This is a genomic window from Janthinobacterium lyxosi, assembly GCF_051380665.1.
Taxonomy (GTDB): domain Bacteria; phylum Pseudomonadota; class Gammaproteobacteria; order Burkholderiales; family Burkholderiaceae_D; genus Janthinobacterium.
This window is the reverse complement of record NZ_JBNYXM010000008.1, coordinates 19,258-36,841: the sequence shown is the minus strand read 5'-3', so window position 1 is coordinate 36,841 and position 17,584 is coordinate 19,258. Positions and strand designations below refer to the sequence as shown.

Annotated in this window: 10 protein-coding genes; 8 read left to right on the top strand and 2 right to left on the bottom strand. The window is 65.1% G+C overall.

Annotation, left to right across the window (positions count from 1 at the left end):
- Nucleotides 1-8 precede the first annotated feature (8 nt).
- The 8 genes from ACQ4WP_RS10025 to ACQ4WP_RS09990 all read left to right on the top strand — a co-directional run bounded on the left by ACQ4WP_RS10025 (nt 9) and on the right by ACQ4WP_RS09990 (nt 12,196).
- Nucleotides 9-2,042, top strand: coding sequence for a TonB-dependent receptor (locus ACQ4WP_RS10025; protein WP_436520163.1), 2,034 nt, complete (start codon nt 9-11; stop codon nt 2,040-2,042).
- Nucleotides 2,043-2,147: 105 nt separating this feature from the next.
- Nucleotides 2,148-2,882 carry a 2OG-Fe dioxygenase family protein gene (locus ACQ4WP_RS10020; protein WP_436520161.1) on the top strand — a complete coding sequence of 245 codons (735 nt, stop codon included), beginning with the start codon at nt 2,148-2,150 and terminating at the stop codon, nt 2,880-2,882.
- Between the two features lie 142 nt (nt 2,883-3,024).
- Complete coding sequence (locus ACQ4WP_RS10015) at nt 3,025-4,386, top strand: hybrid sensor histidine kinase/response regulator (RefSeq protein WP_436520159.1); 1,362 nt, start codon at nt 3,025-3,027, stop codon at nt 4,384-4,386.
- A 264-nt stretch (nt 4,387-4,650) separates the two neighbouring features.
- Complete coding sequence (locus tag ACQ4WP_RS10010) at nt 4,651-5,358, top strand: CerR family C-terminal domain-containing protein (RefSeq protein ID WP_436520157.1); 708 nt, start codon at nt 4,651-4,653, stop codon at nt 5,356-5,358.
- A 17-nt stretch (nt 5,359-5,375) separates the two neighbouring features.
- Nucleotides 5,376-6,791: an efflux transporter outer membrane subunit gene (locus ACQ4WP_RS10005; RefSeq protein WP_436520155.1), complete on the top strand. Its 1,416-nt coding sequence runs from the start codon at nt 5,376-5,378 to the stop codon at nt 6,789-6,791.
- A gap of 13 nt (nt 6,792-6,804) precedes the next feature.
- The gene (locus ACQ4WP_RS10000) at nt 6,805-7,968 is read left to right on the top strand and encodes an efflux RND transporter periplasmic adaptor subunit (RefSeq protein WP_436520153.1); all 1,164 of its coding nucleotides are present in this window, start codon (nt 6,805-6,807) and stop codon (nt 7,966-7,968) included.
- 8 nt (nt 7,969-7,976) lie between these two features.
- Entirely contained in the window at nt 7,977-11,093 is a 3,117-nt protein-coding gene (locus ACQ4WP_RS09995; RefSeq protein ID WP_436520151.1) for an efflux RND transporter permease subunit, read from the top strand.
- Between the two features lie 131 nt (nt 11,094-11,224).
- Nucleotides 11,225-12,196: a hypothetical protein gene (locus ACQ4WP_RS09990; RefSeq protein ID WP_436520149.1), complete on the top strand. Its 972-nt coding sequence runs from the start codon at nt 11,225-11,227 to the stop codon at nt 12,194-12,196.
- A gap of 29 nt (nt 12,197-12,225) precedes the next feature.
- On the opposite strand, the gene ACQ4WP_RS09985 is transcribed toward ACQ4WP_RS09990, so the two are convergent.
- Complete coding sequence (locus ACQ4WP_RS09985; RefSeq protein ID WP_436520147.1) at nt 12,226-12,966, bottom strand: hypothetical protein; 741 nt, start codon at nt 12,964-12,966, stop codon at nt 12,226-12,228.
- 161 nt (nt 12,967-13,127) lie between these two features.
- Entirely contained in the window at nt 13,128-17,579 is a 4,452-nt protein-coding gene (locus ACQ4WP_RS09980) for an OmpA family protein (RefSeq protein WP_436520145.1), read from the bottom strand.
- Between the last annotated feature and the right edge of the window lie 5 nt (nt 17,580-17,584).

Below are 17,584 nucleotides of genomic sequence, written 5' to 3'. Positions count from 1 at the left end.
ATACACCCATGACGCCACGCTATCTTCCTCTCCTTCTCGCCGCCCTGTTTTCACCCGCCGCGCATGCCGACGACATCTTCCAGCGCGTGCTGGTCGACGGTTCGCGCCTGAACCAACTGGGCGTGGCCGATTCGGCCAACGCGGGCAGCGTCACGCAAAAGCAGCTCGACGCGCGCACCAGCTACCGGCCCGGCGAATTGCTCGAAGCCGTGCCGGGGCTGATCGTCAGCCAGCATAGCGGCGAAGGCAAGGCCAACCAGTTCTACCTGCGCGGCTTCAACCTCGATCACGGCACGGACTTGCGCACCACCGTCGACGAGATGCCCGTGAACCAGCGCAGCCATGGCCACGGACAGGGCTGGACGGACCTGAACTTCCTGATCCCAGAACTGGCCATGCGCCTCGATTACAAAAAGGGGCCGTATTCGGCGGTGCAAGGCGATTTTTCCTCGGCGGGAGCGGCCTCCATCGTCTACGCGAACCGCCTGACGCAGGGTATCGCCAGCGTGGGCATCGGGCAAAACGGCTTTCGCCGCGCCCTGCTGGCCGATACACTCGATGCGGGCGACGGCAGCCTGCTGTACGCGCTCGAAGCGCAGCATAACGATGGCCCGTTCACGCAGCCGGACCGCTACCGCAAGCTCAATGGCGTACTGCGCTACAGTGTAGGCTATGCCAACAACGGCTTCAACGTCACGGCCATGGCGTACGACGCCAGCTGGAATGCCACCGACCAGATTCCGCTGCGGGCCGTGCAGGACGGCACGCTGGGTCGCTTCGACGCCATCGATGCCAGCGACGGCGGCAAGGCGCAGCGCTACAGCCTGTCGGGCGCCTGGCGCCAGACCAGGGACGATATATCGTCCAAGGTCAGCGCGTATGTGATCGCCAACCGCCTGGCCCTGTTCTCGAATTTTACGTATGCGCTGGACGACCCCGATAACGGCGACCAGTTCGCCCAGCCCGACCGGCGCGTGACGGCCGGCCTCGATGCCAGCCATACCTGGCACCGCCACACGGACAGGGGCAGCAGCGACACCACCATCGGCCTGCAGCTACAAAACGACAATATCCACAATGGCCTGTACAACACGCGCCAGCGCCAGATCGTGTCGACCACGCGGCAAGACCATATCGTCGAATCGAGTATCGGCGTGTATGGCGAAAACAGCACGCGCTGGTCGCGCTGGCTGCGCACCGTGGCCGGCCTGCGCGCGGACGCCTACCGCTTCGACGTGCGCAGCGACCGCGCCGCCAATTCGGGCCAGGCCAGCGACCATTTGTTCAGCCCCAGCCTGAGCGTGATCGCCGGTCCGTGGCGCGACACAGAAGCGTACATCAACATCGGCAATGGTTTTCACAGCAACGACGCGCGCGGCACGACGATCACGGTCGACCCGAAGACGGGTGTAGCGGCCGACAAGGTCACGCCCCTGGTGCGCTCGCGGGGGCTGGAACTGGGCTTGCGCAGCGCCACCGTCGCCGGCCTGCAAACGTCGCTGTCGCTGTACCGCCTGGATTTCGATTCCGAGCTGCTGTTCATCGGCGACGCGGGCGCCACCGAGGCGGGCCGCCCCAGCCGGCGCTACGGCATCGAGTTTTCCAGCTACTACAAGGCGGCCAGCTGGCTGTCGCTGGACGTGGACCTGGCGTATGCGCGGGCACGCTCGCGCGGCAGCGACCCGGCGGGCGACTTCATCCCCGGCGCCATCGAAGGCGTGGCCCAGCTGGCCATGACGGTGACGCCGCCAGGGCCGTGGTCGGGTTCTTTGCGCCTGCGCTACTTCGGTCCACGCCCCCTGATTGAAGACAACAGCGTGCGTTCGTCGGCCAGCGTGGGCTTGAACGGGCGCATCGCCTACCAGATCGACAGGACCTTGCGCGTGGAGGTGGAAGGCTACAACCTGGCCAACCGGCGCGACTCGGCCATCGATTACTACTATGCCTCGCGCCTGCCCGGCGAGGCGCAGCCGGTCGACGATATCCACTTCCATCCGGTGGAATCGCGCTCGCTGCGTCTGACCCTGGTAAAGAATTTTTAACTCAACAAGCATAATTCCTGGCGGACGCTGCACAGGAAACGCCGCGAAGTCGTAGAATGCCAGGCTGGATAAACTGAGACAGGCCGCGTTGCGGCCCGCACCGCCATGAGCACTTCCGCACCGATCTTTACCGACCCGTCCCACGTCAAGGACGCCTTGCGCGATGACGGCTATGCCGTCCTGCGCCCGCAGGACGTGGCGGCGCTGGCCGGCTGCCCGCTGGCCGCGCTGCGCGCGCTCGAACCCAGCTGGAACGCGCTGGCGCTGGACAATTACCTGAAAGATGGCGGCCGCTATCGCCGCCGGCGCCACTCATGCTTCGTGCAGGATGGCGCGCGCCTGACGCAGACGGCGCACCGTCCGCACTGGCAACCGGTGGAATACAACGCCCTGCACGGCGGCATGCACCGCCTGTTCGAGCCAGTCGAGCCGGCCATCGTCGCACAACCAGCCTGGCAACAGCTGATCCGCGCGCTGGGCGACGCCTGCTCGCAGGTCAAGGGCAGCCAGCCGTGGTTCATCGAGGCGCACCAGTTCCGCATCGATACGACCGATGGCATCGGCCGCCCCACGCCGGAAGGCGCGCACCGCGACGGCGTCGATTTCGTCGCCGTGCTGCTGATCCGACGCGAACAGGTCAAGGGCGGCGAGACGCGCATCTTCGAGGCAGACGGCCCCAACGGCAAGCGCTTTACCCTGACCGAGCCATGGTCGCTGCTGCTGCTCGACGATGCCGCCGTGATCCACGAATCGACGCCGATCCAGCCCATCGGCGAACATGGCCACCGCGATACGCTCGTGCTGACCTATCGCGCGGGCCAGTTCCAGGGCGAGAATTAAGCGTTGGCCACAGCATTCCCTGTGGCCAAAATAGTTACTTGTAAGTTACTTTTGCAGACTTAAATCCGATATAGTCACAGGATGTCGATATTGCGTGCTCACCGCGCCCAGCATCACCACACTGAAATTCTAGGAGAGGTCTGTGGACTCCAACAACCAAATCAAGCCTGACGAAATCGAGATCCTGATCGTCGAGGACAGCCCGACCCAGGCGGAGCGCTTGCGCCGCCTGATCCAGTCGCTGCACTACAATGCGCGCGTGGCGGCGAATGGCCAGCTGGCCCTGGCCGCCATCCGCGAGCGCAAGCCGCACCTGGTGCTGTCCGATATCGTCATGCCTGAAATGAATGGCTACGACCTGTGCCGCGCCATCAAGTCCGATCCGACCCTGCGCGACATCCCCGTGATCCTCGTCACCTCGCTCAACGACCCGAAGGATATCATCCGCGGCATCGAGTGCGGTGCCGACAATTTCATCCGCAAGCCCTACGCGGAAGACTACCTGCTCAACCGCATCAGCCACATGCTGATGAACCAGAAGCTGCGCAAGAACCAGAACGTGGAAATCGGCATCGCCCTGTACCTGGGCGACCAGAAGCACTTCATCAATGCGGAGCGCCAGCAAATCCTCGATTTGCTCATTTCCACGTATGAACAGGCGGTACAGGTCAACGGCGAACTGCAGGCGCGCGAGCGCCAGGTAATCGAGTTGAACATGCGCCTGGCGCACCATGCGGCCGAACTGGAAACCATCAACCGCGAAATCGCCCTGAAAAACCTGGAACTGGCCGAGGCGAGCCGCATGAAGTCCGCCTTCATCGCGAATATGTCGCATGAACTGCGCACGCCGCTGAACGCCATCATCGGCTTCACGGGCGCGCTGCTGATGAAACTGCCCGGCCCCCTGACGTCGGATCAGGACAAGCAACTCAACACCATCCGCGCCAGCGCGCGCCATCTGCTCTCGCTGATCAACGACATCCTCGACGTGGCCAAGATCGAGGCAGGCAAACTGACCCTGTCGATCGAGCCCGTGCACTGCCAGGCGCTGATGGCCGAAGTGGCCGACACCTTGCGCCCCCTGGCCCAGCAAAAAGGCCTGGCGTTGGAAATGGCCCTGGGAGAAGCGGGCCGCCCGCCCGCCATCATCGACACGGATCGCCGCGCGCTGACGCAAATCCTCATCAACCTGCTCAACAACGCCATCAAGTTCACGGAACAGGGCACGGTGCGCATCAGCCTGTCCCAGCGCGAGGAAGACGGCGTTCTGGTGACGGAAATGAGCATCGCCGACAGCGGCGCCGGCATCAAGGAAGAAGACCAGGCCAAGCTGTTCCAGGCCTTCTCGCAACTCGATTCCACCTCCACGCGCCACGTGGAAGGCGCTGGACTGGGCCTGTACCTGTGCCAGAACCTGGCCAACGCCATCGGTGGCGCCCTATTCTTCAACAGCGACTACGGCTCGGGCAGCACGTTTACGCTGGCCCTGCGCAGCAGGGCCTGAGCTTCTGTGCGCCGCAACATGAAATGCTGATTTTTTGCCAACTAGAAGAGACCAACATAGTAGTTCTACTGTATTGCACTGCACCATTTTCAGCGCTATAGTAGAACTGTCTCCTCCAATTCGTTCTCCGAACATTGGATTACGCCCGCGAATACAACCGCGGGCTTTTTTTTGCCCGCGTTTTACATTATCTTCATCTTCCCTTAACTAAATCAATCGATTTAGTTATATCAATCGTTTGAGATATATGATTAAATCTCCGGCATGATTGAAAAAAACACCATCCCCACTTCCCATGCCGACGACGGGCGCAAGCCCCGTTCCGACGGCGAGCAATCGCGCGAGCGGCTGCTGCATAGCGCCATCCGCCTGTTTGCCGAGCAGGGCTACGCCAAGACTTCCACGCGAGAACTGGCGCAGGCGGCCGGCACCAACGCGGCCGCCATCAGCTACTATTTTGGCGACAAGGCGGGCTTGTACCGTGCCGCCTTTGCGCAGCAGTCGTCGAACCCGCAAGACAATATCGCCCTGTACGAGCAACCGCATTTCACCTTGCGCCAAAGCCTGGAAGGCTTTTATGCGCAATTGCTCGCCCCCATGCAGCAAGGCGAGATCGCACGCGACTGCATGCGCCTGTGGTGCCGCGAAATGCTCGAACCGACGGGCCTGTGGGCACGCGAGATCGACCAGAACATCCGTCCCGAACACGAGGCGCTGACGCGCGTACTGGCGCGCCACCTGGGCGCGCCCGACAACAGCGATGACATGCACCGCCTGGCGTTTTCCATCGCTTCGCTGGCGCTGCAACACATGGTGGGCGCCGAAGTGCTGCAAACCTTGCGTCCGCAACTGCTGGAATCGCCGCACGCCATCGACACCTGGCTGGCGCGCATGACCGACTACGCGCTGGCCATGGCCGATGTGGAGCGCCGACGCCTGGCCATCCCCCCCTCTACCCCTACCGCTCAATGACAAGCACGAGGACCAGCATGACGACTATTCGATGCACCGTTCAACGCGCCGTGGCCGCCAGCATCATGCTGGCGCTGGGCGGTTGCGCCCTGCAAGGGCCGCCCGCAGCAGTGGCCGCCAGCGCACCCGCGCAGTGGCAGGCGCCGTTGCCGCATAACGGCAAGCTGACGGACCTGGCCAGTTGGTGGCAAGGCCAGAGCGACAGCCTGCTGGTGGAATTGATCACCGACGCGCAGCAGGTCAGCCCTACCATCGCCGCCGCCGGCACGCGCATCGTGCAGGCGCGCGTGGACAGCATCGCCAGCGGCGCCGCGCTGGCGCCCACGCTCGATGCGACAGGCAGCGTGGTGCGCACCAGCCAGCAATCGGCCCAGCCCAGCGGCACCACCTCGCAGGCAGCGCTGCAGGCGTCGTGGGAAATCGATGTGTTTGGGGCCAAGCGCGCCACGCGCGATGCGGCGCAGGAGCGCTACGACAGCGCCCGCGCAGGCTGGCATGATGCCCGCGTCTCGGTCGCCGCCGAGGTGGCGAACCAGTACTACGCCTTGCGCACCTGCCAGCAATTGCAGGCCGTGTCCGAACAGGACGCCGTCTCGCGCCGCGACTCGGCACGCCTGACGGAACTGAGCGCCGGTGCCGGCTTCCAGCCGCCCGCCAATGCGGCCCTGGCCCGTGCCAGCGCCGCCGAAGGCGCCAGCCGCGCCATCGAACAGCGCGCCGCCTGCGACGTCAATATCAAGGCGCTGGTGGCCCTGTCGGCCATGCCGGAAGCGTCGCTGCGCCAGAAGCTGGCGGCCAGCCCCTTTGTTGCGCCCTCGCCCGTGGCGATTGTGGAACTGCCGGCACAAACCCTGGGCCAGCGTCCCGACATCTACAGCGCCGAACGCGAAGTGGCGGCGGCCAGCTTCGAAGTGCGCGGCGCGCAGGCGCAGCGCTACCCGCGTCTGAGCCTGGCCGGCTCCATCGGCAAGGGCAATATCCGCAGCGGCGGCGACAGCATCACGGCCAGCACCTGGAGCATCGGCCCGCTGGCCGTCAGCCTGCCCATCTTCGACGGCGGCACGCGCCGCGCCCAGGTCGATGCGGCCACGGCGCGCTACGACGAAGCGGTGGTGAAATACCGCGCCGGCGTGCGCCAGGCCGTGCGCGAAGTGGAAGAAGCGCTGGTCAACCTGGCCAGCACGGACGCGCGCAGCGCCCACGCCAGAACGGCGCTGGAAGGCTACCGCGTCTCGTTTGTCGCCACCGAAGACCGCTACAAGAATGGCCTGGCCAGCCTGATCGAACTGGAAGACGCGCGCCGCACGCGCCTGGCCGCCGAAAACACGATGGTCAACCTCGAGCGCGAACGCAGCGTCGCCTGGGTGGCGCTGTACCGCGCCGCCGGCGGCGGCTGGAACAGCAGCAGCGCCATCGCCAACAACACACCTTGACGGATACGACAACATGAAAAAAATGACCTTGAAACCGATGGCACTGGCGCTGGCCGCCCTCTGTGTGGTGCTGGGCGCCGGCGTTTCCCTGTACTCCCCTTCCTCCACGGCGGCCGACGATGCCAAGGATAAAAGCGCGGCACAAAAGCCTGCGCTCACCGTCACCACGGCCAAGCCGCAAACGGCCAGCCTGCCCATCAAGCTGAAGGCCAACGGCAACGTGGCCGCCTGGCAGGAAGCCGTCATCGGCAGCGAATCGAACGGCTTGCGCCTGACGGACGTGCGCGTCAACGTGGGCGACGTGGTGCGCGCCGGCCAGGTGCTGGCCGTGTTCTCGAACGACACGGTGAACGCCGACGTGGCGCAGGCGAAAGCGGCGATGCTGGAGGCCGAAGCGAATGCGGCGGAAGCAGCTGCCAATGCCCAGCGCGCCCGCTCGCTGCAAAGCACGGGCGCCATCAGCGCACAGCAGATCAGCCAGTATCTGACGGCCGAACAGACAGCCAACGCGCGCATCGCGTCCGCCAAGGCGCAACTGGCGTCGCAGCAGCTGCGCCTGAAATACACACAGGTGGTGGCGCCCGACAGCGGCATCATCTCCTCGCGCTCGGCCACCGTCGGCTCCGTCGTGGGCGCCGGCACGGAACTGTTCCGCATGATCCGCCAAGGCCGCCTCGAATGGCGCGCCGAAGTGACGGCCACCGAGCTGCTGAATCTGAAACCGGGCACCCTGGCGCAAGTCAAGGCGGCCAACGGCAGCATTTTGACGGGCAAGGTGCGCATGATCGCTCCCACGGTCGACCCGCAAACCCGGTCCGCCCTCGTGTATGTGGACTTGCCGGCCAGCAGCGGCAACAATGCGCCATTCAAGGCCGGCATGTACGCCAGCGGCGAATTTGAACTGGGCACGTCGGGCGCGCTGACGGTGCCGCAGCAGGCCATTGCCGTGCGCGATGGCTTCAGCTATGTCTTCCGCCTGAATGCCGACCAGCGGGTCAGCCAGATCAAGGTGCAGGCCGGACGGCGCCTGAGCGACCGCATCGAGATTTTAGGCGGCATCACGGCCGACACGACGATTGTCGTCAGCGGCGCAGGCTTCCTCAACGACGGCGACCTGGTACGCAATGTACAAACCCCGGTCGCAGCAGCTGCCAGGCCGGCCGCGGCGAAAAAGTAAGGAAAATCATGAATTTTTCCTCCCTCTCGATCAAGAACCCGATCCCGGCCATCATGCTGTTTGCGCTCTTGACCCTGGCCGGTCTGCTGGCCTACAAGGCCAATCCGGTGCAGGATTTCCCCGACATCGAACTGCCCATCGTCACCGTCAGCGCGGTGCTGCCCGGCGCCGCGCCGGCCCAGCTGGAAACGGAAGTGGCGCGCAAGATCGAAGACTCCGTCGCCACCCTGCAAGGCGTGAAAAACATCTACACCAAGGTGCTCGATGGCGTCGTCACGGTGACCGTCGAATTCATCCTGGAAAAGCAGATCGCCGAAGCCGTCAACGACGTGCGCGACGCCGTCGCGCGGGTCAAGGCGGACATGCCGGCCGAGCTGCGCGACCCCACCGTCACCAAGGCTTCCACCGCCGGGCGCGTGGTACTGACCTTTATCGCCACGGCGAAAGGGGGCGTGGACAACCCGCTCGATGCTCCCGACCTGTCCTGGTTCGTCGACAATACGGTGGCCAAGCGCCTTTTGACGGTGCCTGGCGTGGGCGCCGTTACCCGCGTCGGCGGCGTCTACCGCGAGATCCAGGTGGAACTCGACGAAGCGCGCATGGCGGCGTTGAAGGTATCGGCGCTCGACGTCTCGCGCCAGCTGCGCCTGGTGCAGCGCGAAGCGCCCGGTGGCAGGGGCGACATCAGCGGCGCCGAGCAGTCGGTGCGCACCATCGCCACCGTCAAAACGGCCGATGAACTGTCGCGCGTGGAAGTGCCGCTGCCGGATGGACGCCATGTGCGCCTGGACCAGGTGGCCACCGTGCGCGACACGGTCGCCGAACCGCGCGCGCTGGCCGAACAGGATGGCAAGACCGTGGTCGCCTTTGAAGTGTTCCGCACCAAGGGCGCCAGCGAAGTGGCAGTCGCCAAGGGCGCGCGCGACGCCATCGCCGACCTACAGAAGGAAAACCCCAGCGTGGTGCTGCAGCAGTCGATCGACAATGCCTTCCCCGTCGAGGAAAACTTCGTGGGCTCGATGGAGCTGCTGTACGAAGGCGCGCTGCTGGCCGTACTGGTGGTGTGGTGGTTCCTGCGCGACTGGCGCGCCACCCTGGTGGCCGCGGCCGCCCTGCCCCTGTCCGTGATGCCGGCTTTTCTCGGCATCTACTGGTTCGGCTACACGCTCAATACCGTCACCCTGCTGTCGCTGGCGCTGGTCGTCGGCGTGCTGGTCGACGATGCCATCGTGGAAATCGAAAACATCGAGCGCCATCTGCGCATGGGCAAGTCGCCCATGGAAGCGGCCATGGAAGCGGCCGACGAAATCGGCATGGCGGTGATCGCCACCACCTTCGCACTGGTGGCCGTATTCCTGCCGACGGCCTTCATGAGCGGCATTCCCGGTCTGTTCTTCAAGCAGTTCGGCTGGACGGCCGTGCTGGCCGTGCTGGCTTCCCTGGTGGTAGCGCGCCTGCTCACGCCGATGATGGCCGCCTACCTCCTGAAACCCCTGCCGCACAAGGAAGAGCAGGATGGCTGGCTGATGACGCGCTACCTGACGGTCATGCGCTGGTGCCTGAACCACCGTGGCATCACGGCCATCGCCGCAGCCCTGTTCTTTGTCGGCGCCATCGCCCTCGTGCCGCTGCTGCCGACGGGCTTCGTGCCGGCCGCCGACCGCGCGCAGACACAGATCAACCTGGAACTGCCGCCCGGCTCCACCCTGGGCGAAACACAGGCCGTGGCGGCGCTGGCGCGCGATGCTGCCATGCGCACGCCGGGCATCCAGGGCGTCTTCAGTTCGATTGGCGGTGGCTCCAGCGGCGACGCCTTCGCCCCCGGCGCAGCGGCCGAGGCGCGCCGCGCCGTGCTGACCCTGACCACCGTGCACCGCACGGAGCGCAAGGAATCGATGGCGGACCTGGAAACGCAGCTGCGCCACAAGCTCGATACGATACCCGGCGCCCGCTTCACGGTGGGACCGCCCGACACTGGCGTCAAGATGCAACTGGTGCTGCGCTCGGAAGACCCGGTGGCGCTGATGGCGGCGGCGCAAAAGGTCGAGCGTGAACTGCGCGGCCTGAAAGGCATCGGCAACGTCAATTCCAGCGCTTCGCTGGTGCGCCCGGAAATCATCGTGCGTCCTGATTTCGCCAAGGCGGCCGACCTGGGCGTGACGGCAGCAGCCATCGGCGAGACGGTGCGCGTAGCCACGGCTGGCGACTACGACACGGACCTGACGAAGATGAACCTGCCCGAGCGGCAGGTGCCGATCCGCGTCAAGCTGCCCAACAGCGTGCGCGCCGACCTGGCCGCCATCGAGCGCCTGAGCGTGCCCGGCAAGAATGGCCCCGTGCGCCTGGCGAATGTGGCCAGCGTGACGATGGAAAGCGGCCCGGCGCAGATCGACCGTTTGAACCGCAGCCGCAACGTCACGCTCGACGTGGAACTCGGTTCGCGCACGCTCGGCGAACTGAACGAGGAAGCGCGCGCGCTGCCATCGATGAAGAATTTGCCGCCGTCCGTGAAGATCGCCGAACTGGGCGACGCGCAGGAGATGGCCTCGCTGTTCGCCAGCTTCGGCCTGGCCATGCTGATCGGCGTGCTGTGCATCTACTGCGTGTTGGTGCTGCTGTTCAAGGACTTCATGCAGCCGGTGACCATCCTGGCGGCGCTGCCGCTGTCGATCGGCGGCGCCTTCGTGGCGCTCCTGATCACGGGCAGCGCCCTGTCGATGCCGTCGATGATCGGCCTGATCATGCTGATGGGAATCGTCACCAAGAACTCGATCCTGCTGGTCGACTATGCGATTCTGGCGCGCCAGGCCGGCATGAACCGCTTCGATGCGCTGGTCGACGCCTGCCACAAGCGCAGCCGCCCCATCCTGATGACGACGATTGCCATGGGCGCCGGCATGATGCCGCTGGCGCTGGGCTGGGGCGCCGACCCCAGCTTCCGTTCGCCGATGGCCATCACCGTCATCGGCGGCCTGATCACCTCGACTTTATTGAGCCTGCTGGTGGTGCCGGCCGTGTTCACCTACATCGACGACCTCGAACACCTGCTCAAGCGCGGCATGGCGAAACTGCGCCGCCAGAAAGCGCCGGCGCGGCGCGACGACAAGGTGGCGCTGGAAAAATAAGCGCCACACCTGATGGCAAAATCGCCCCCTGCGGGCAAGGAAGCGAAGGACCGGCCGGCAGGCCGCGCTCCCTCGCTTCCATCTATCTGGCATACTGCGGCCATTCTCCATGAACGCAATCTGCCCTGCCTATGAATTACCGCACCCCGCTCGTCCTGCTACTGGTATCCGCACTGCTCGGCGCCTGCTCGGACAAGACCGCCCCCGCCAGCGCCGACCTGGCAGCTGACGTGGTAGCCGATGTCCCCGCCGCCGCTGCCGATACGGCATCGGCAGAGCACGTGCCGCCGCCGGCCGCCACCGCGCCCAAGACGGAAGAGATGAACACGCCGCAGGCGCGCAAGCGCGAGGCGGGCATGATGCGTGCCGTCTTTGGCAAGGACTACCGCGGCGACAGCGACGATGCGTTGGCCGACCTGCCCGATCCGGACAACCATGTCGACAAACTCAGCTATGTGGTCAGTGCCGTCAGCCACAGGCTGCTGCCCGATGGCCGCGCTATCCTGGTGGCGAATGCGGAAACGGCCAACACGGAAGGCACGGCAGAATCGGCGCACGCCTCGTCGGGGCTGTTGAACGTTTTTTTCCTGGCACCCAAGGGTCAGCCGGAAGACGGCCAGTGGCAAGTCGTGAAACGACTGGAAAACATCGCAGCCCTGGGTTCGTCCGGGCAGCTGGGCGAAGTCCATTGGATCATGCTGGGTGCGAACAAGCCGGGACTGGCGATCCGCCACGGCTATACGGGCCAGGGTTACACCATCACGCAACTGGCCCTGTTTGAAATCGGCGATGGCAAGGTAACCGCGCTCGATGGCGGCATCGACCTGTACTCGGACAATATGGGCGCCTGCACGCCAGACATGGACGAGTGCTGGATGGTCGACGGCAAGTGGCGCTTCGCCCCCGCGCGCAACGGCGGCGCCCACGACGACTTGCTGATCGACTTCACGGGCGCGTCCGAAAAGATCAAACCCGGCGTCAAGGTCAAGCCGGATGAAGACCCGCCACGCATCGCCACGCCCTTGAACGGCCGCGCGCGCTACGGCTTCGATGGCAAGGGATATAAATTGGTGGAAGGGAAGAATACGGTGCCTGGCGTGTAAGCAAATACCCACCAGGCACCGCCATGCCGCTACCTGCGTGCCGCCTCCAGGCGCACCAGCAGCGGCGCATACATGGCCCGCGTATGGCTGCTCCAGCGGGCCATGGCGCTGTCGATGTCGAGCAGCAGGCGTTCCGACAACACCTTGTCGCCCTGCTGCAGCGCCCAGATCGCGCACTCGGCGCGGCACTCGAAGCTGTTGTAGCGCGTCAGCGCATCGTCAAATTCCGCCTTCGCTTCGGCCTGGCGCCCGCTTTGCGCCAGCGCGCGCGCAGTCAGCAGGGACACCATCTCGGGACGGAAATGGATGTCGTTGCGGCGGATGAATTCCAGGTGCATCAAGGCCTCGGCGCCGCGCGCGCATTCCAGACAGGCGCGTGCCGCGCCCAGGCGAATTTCCAGGTCCGATGAAAATGCTCCCCGCAGGCAGGCTTCATACGTCGATGCCGCTTCCTGCGCATCGCCCGCTTCGAGCAGCGCGCTGGCCAGGCGCATCTGGTTCTGCGCCGTCGGCGTGTACTCGAAGGCGGCCTTCGCCTCGCGCAATTCGCGGTTGGGATCGAGTACCTGCACGGCTACCGAAGCGACCTTGCGCGCACCTTGCGGCAGGCGCGAATTGGGCAGGTAAATGGCGAAGAAATACACCACGCTGCCCAGCAGCGGGAACATGAATAAAATGAGCAGCCAGTACAACTGCTGCCCGTTGCGCACCACGTGAATCGCAAAAAATACCGCGATCAGTATGTGGATGCCTATGCCAAAAATCGTCATGTTACAACCTCGTTCGTGACGGGAGCCGCTGGCACCATGCCACCGCTTTCCCTGACTCAATATTACACCGGCCGCCCCGGCAAGCTCGCCGGGGAGGCACGCGAACGGCGAAAGCAGGACAGCCGCGAGACTGTCCTGCTTTCCTGGCGCGTCTATGGGCGTCAGAAAGTGCTGATGGCGTTCAGGAACCAGCCCCGGCTGCGATACGACAAATCCGTCAAATCGTCCGAGAAGGTCGTGAAGTTGTAGCCGATGCCGATCTTGGCGTGCTTCGCCACGTGCCGGTAGACGCCGATCAGGGCGCCGGCGCGCGCATCCCCCGCCTCGCGCGCCTTCAGCCTGCGTCCCTCGATCAGGGCATCCCATTCCTTGACGATATGAATATCGGCGCGCAGTACCAGCAATTCCGCGCGGCTGGAGAACCAGTCGCCTTGAGTCTTCGACGCCCGCAGCTGGCCTGTGCGCACACCGAACTTGCCGCCAACGGACAGCCATGGCCTGACGTCATACGTCGTATCGACATTCAGGATATGGCTTTTCTGCGTGTAATCGAGCACCCCGCCCGTGACGCCGTCAACCTGGCCTGGCGATGGCAGGTTGTAAAAGTACGTGTACTTGAACAGGGTGTTCCAGCGGTCGTTGTCGACCGGACGATAGGCCGCGCCCGTCACGACTTCCGTGTAATCGCCATCGTAGAAGGCGCCTCGCGTGGAGCTGCTGCGCGACAGGTTGAACTTGCCCAGCAGGCGCCAATCGCGGTCCAACTGGTAGCTCAGCGCATTGCGCGTCAGCCACACCTTGCGGTGTTCACTGTTCGCGTCCGTGACGCAGCCGCCGTCAGCCGGCACGGTGGCACAGCTGCCGTCCACCGTTCCCAGCGACTTTGTACGGTCGGTGCGGAACTCCAGCGCGCTGGAAAATTTCAGCCGCTCGTAGGCATACGCCGCCGTCAGGCCGATGGCATCGCGCTTCAAGTCGCCCGACAGGGGATTCGACAGGGTGCCCGTCTCGAACTTGATGCCCGTGATCCAGCGCTCGGTGGGCGCCAGGTCCACCCCGAACGCATGCGTCAGGCTTTGCGGCCCCGCGCCATTGCCCCAGCGGCTTTCTGCAAACAGGCCCGCCTTGTCATTCAGGCGATAGCGGCTACCCGCGGTCAATGTGGACTGGCGGCCGCTGTAGTTCACATCGGGCGTTTCCGTCTCCATGCGGTAGTTCAGGTATACGCTGCTGCGCTCATCCATCTGCATGTTTCCGAACAGCTGGCCACCCACGCCGCCGCTGCCGCCCGACGCTTCCGCCCCCAGGCGCAGGCGTTCGCTCACCTGGTAGGTGCCACCCAGTCCCGCGCGGTCATTCAGGGCACGGTTGCCGCTGCGCGACAAGGTATGCTGGACGAAGCCGTACATGTCCCACGGTGCATACAGCAATCCTGCCACGCGCGCCGATGCCACGCCGGAAGCGAGCGTGGTGTCGGGGCCGTACTGCGGACCGCCAGCCATGCCCGCCTCACGGCCCTGCGTCACCAGTTGGCCCGTGATGCCGCCTTCCAGGCCCTGCTGCGGCACGGTGCTCGATGCCGGAGTCTTTTCCAGCGCGCCGTCCCGGGCTTGCTGGCCCTCCTGCAGTGGCCGATAGTCGATGCGCAACACGGCGTCGCTACGCCCGCCATCCTGGCTCAGGATGGCGCTGGCATTGTCCCCACCCGCGCCGGCGGCATTCTCGCGGCGGTCGTGCCGCAGGCCTGCCGACACACCCCACTCGGCATCGAGCTTGTGGCGCAGTGCCGCTTCCACTGCGCGCGCATCCTGGCTGGTGGCCGTGCGGTCGTCCGCCTTCAGCGACATTTCCGTGCGTTCGCCCAGCGGCAAGGTCGCCGCCAGGCCCGTTTGCCGCACGGCCTCGCCGTTCAGGGTCTGCATGCCTGGTCCCGCGTAACCGGCTTCGCGGTCCTGCCAGTAGGCAGCGATACGGCCACGCGCCGCGCCACCCAGGTCAGCCAGGTCCAGCGCACCGTCGAAGCGCTTCGCATTGGCGGGGCGTCCGCCCGCCGTCGTCTGGTTGAAATCAAAACCGCCGCTCGATGAACTGAGCACGCTGCTGGCGTCGCCGCTGGAACGGGCAGCCTCGGCCTTGATCCAGGTGCCCGGCTTGTAGCGCAAGGTCAGGTCCAGCTCCTTGAGGGTCTGGTCCGAACCCTGTTCGCCCTGGTGGTAATTGCTGACGCCGATGCGCACATGGTCGTTGAACCAGTGGCTGGCGCGCACCCCCACCGAGGTGCCGGAAATGGCGCTCAGGCCCGGTACATATTCATATGTCGCCACCAGGTACACGGGGTTACCGCTCAGGCTGGCGCTTTGCACCAGTGCGCCGCCATCGGCCACGGAGGACAGCGGCGAGCGCAAGGTCAGGCGTCCCTGCAGGTAGTTGATTTCATAATCCTGCGAGGGCGTCAGCTGGATGCGTTCGATCACCAGGTCCGAATCCTTGTCGCGCACTTCCACCCACAGGCGTTCCGAACCCTGGGTCAGATCCAGGTGGCGCAGATAGTATTGCGAACCGCCCGTGCCGCGAAATTCCTCGCGCGACTGCAAGGTGCCCGGCGAAGCGGCAAAGGCGTTGACCGTGCTGGCCTTTTCGCCATGGCTGGTGCTGGCGGCGCCATTCCACAGCAGATTGGCGCCATACAGGCCACGGCTGTACTGGGCCAGTTCCGAGCCGCTCCAGGTGGTCTGGAAATTACCCCACATGACAGACGAATCGCCTTTTTCCAGGCGCACGTAAAAGCGCCCCTGGGTTGGCGCGTCGTCGACGGTGGTACTGTCGTCGCCGTACACGGGATAGTATTTATCCGGATCGATGCGGCGCAACAGATAGTTCGGGTCCTTGCTCTGGAAGTTGTGGAACAGGTCGCGCAGCGGCTGCTCGCGCGTGTCGGCACTCGCCGTCAGCAGATAGTCGCCCTTGATCTTGCCCTTCAAATAAAACGCGCCACGGCCGTCGGCCCAGGTCTCGTTTTTATAGTGCTGCGTGTCGCCCGTGACCAGTTCAGCCGGCCCCTTGGTGCGGTCGCGGCCAATGGTCAGGTCGGCCAGCGCCACATAAAACCAGTCGCTGTCGGCAATATTCAAGTTGCGGCGGAAGGTCATGCCCGCCCCGCTGTCATCCTTCACGGCCACTTCCACCGTATGCGGGCCGGGACGCATGATCTGGCGCATGGCGAACTTGCCGTTGGCGTCGACCGGCACGGCCATGCCCAGCGCCGTCACCTGCTGGCCAGGCTTGATCTTCTCGCCGCTGATGGTGACGCTGCCGCCCGATGCATCGATATTGCGCAGGATCAGACTCGACTCGCCCCAGCCGGCCAAAGCTTCGCCGCCGGCCTTCTTGCCCGGCGCTTCGACCGGCGCAACATCGAGCAGGCGCAGTGGCTGCAGGCGCGTCTCGTCGAACTTGCCGCTACTGTCGTACACGCGCAGCAGGTAGCCTATCTGCTCCGGCGCATCAGCCGGCGCCTGCCAGGCCGTGGCTTCCCCCATCGTCGCGGGCACGATGGCAAATGGCTGTTCCTGCGTACCCTGTCCCTTGGCGAAAATGCGGATCTCGGCGCGCTGCTGGAAAAAAGCGTAATTGGTGTAGGTGCCAAAACGCACAGGCGCCTGGCGCTGCGCGTAGGGTGCCGCCAGCCAGACATTCAAGGCCGGCGCAACGTTCAGGGGATCGTACTTGACCTGGATGTCGGAACGCTCCAGCGCTACGTCGACGCAACGCTGGCGATCAGCCTCCTGCTGCTGCGTATCGGCGTCCTGCACCACGCCGTCAATGCTGATGGAGAAGGCCGCATCGCGGTTGGCCGCCTGACTGGCGACGGCGCAATCGTCGATCTGCACCACCGTTTCGATACGCCTGGCGGGCGGGCTGGCCACGGCAGGCAGTTCGACCGCTTCCTCGTACCAGGCACGGATTTCCGTGCGGCGGTTCTGCGCCATGCCTTGCGGCGTGGCGTTCGACGCGATTGCCTCGCTCTCGCCTTTGCCGCTGGCGGAAAAGGCCGATGCCGGCAAGTCCAGTGCTCGCATCAGATAGGCCGTGACGGCGAGCGCGCGCGCCTCCGACAGATGTTGGTTCGTCGGAAAAGTCGGCTTCAGCCAGGCGGCGATGCGCTGCTTGTCCGTATGCCCGATCACCTGCACGCGCACCTTCTGCTTGCCGCGCAAACGTGCGGCAAGCGCCTCTAGCCGGGCCGTGGCGGCCGGCAGCGGCACATCGCGGCCAGACTTGAAATTGGTGCCCGACAGCAGGTCGTCAAAGGTCACGCTCTGCTGCGCCGGCGCGGCCGGCGGCACCGCTTCCAGGATCAAGCGGCGCTCGGCGCGGCTCAGGCCAGACGGCGCCAGGCCGCTGAAAGCCGGCGACTCCTGCTCGCCGCTTGAGGGCTGCTGCGCCCCCATGCTTTGGCCGTGATCCCGCATTTTCCCCCGCAGCGCGTGCTCATTTGCCTGTTGCGCATGCGCGCCCAGACAGACAAAGCCTATGCTGCCGAGCAAATACACGAGCCGCTTGGGGGCCGGCCTGGCTGCCGCTTTGAGGGTGCCTTGATTGCTAACGTTCATGGTCA

What these genes read in the sequence shown, in the direction of transcription:
- ACQ4WP_RS10020 (WP_436520161.1), top strand. Translation starts at nt 2,148, where the DNA reads ATGAGCACTTCCGCACCGATCTTTACCGACCCGTCCCACGTCAAGGAC.
- ACQ4WP_RS10005 (WP_436520155.1), top strand. Translation starts at nt 5,376, where the DNA reads ATGACGACTATTCGATGCACCGTTCAACGCGCCGTGGCCGCCAGCATC.
- ACQ4WP_RS09980 (WP_436520145.1), bottom strand. Translation starts at nt 17,579, where the DNA reads ATGAACGTTAGCAATCAAGGCACCCTCAAAGCGGCAGCCAGGCCGGCC.
- ACQ4WP_RS10000 (WP_436520153.1), top strand. Translation starts at nt 6,805, where the DNA reads ATGAAAAAAATGACCTTGAAACCGATGGCACTGGCGCTGGCCGCCCTC.
- ACQ4WP_RS09990 (WP_436520149.1), top strand. Translation starts at nt 11,225, where the DNA reads ATGAATTACCGCACCCCGCTCGTCCTGCTACTGGTATCCGCACTGCTC.
- ACQ4WP_RS10010 (WP_436520157.1), top strand. Translation starts at nt 4,651, where the DNA reads ATGATTGAAAAAAACACCATCCCCACTTCCCATGCCGACGACGGGCGC.
- ACQ4WP_RS10025 (WP_436520163.1), top strand. Translation starts at nt 9, where the DNA reads ATGACGCCACGCTATCTTCCTCTCCTTCTCGCCGCCCTGTTTTCACCC.
- ACQ4WP_RS09995 (WP_436520151.1), top strand. Translation starts at nt 7,977, where the DNA reads ATGAATTTTTCCTCCCTCTCGATCAAGAACCCGATCCCGGCCATCATG.
- ACQ4WP_RS09985 (WP_436520147.1), bottom strand. Translation starts at nt 12,966, where the DNA reads ATGACGATTTTTGGCATAGGCATCCACATACTGATCGCGGTATTTTTT.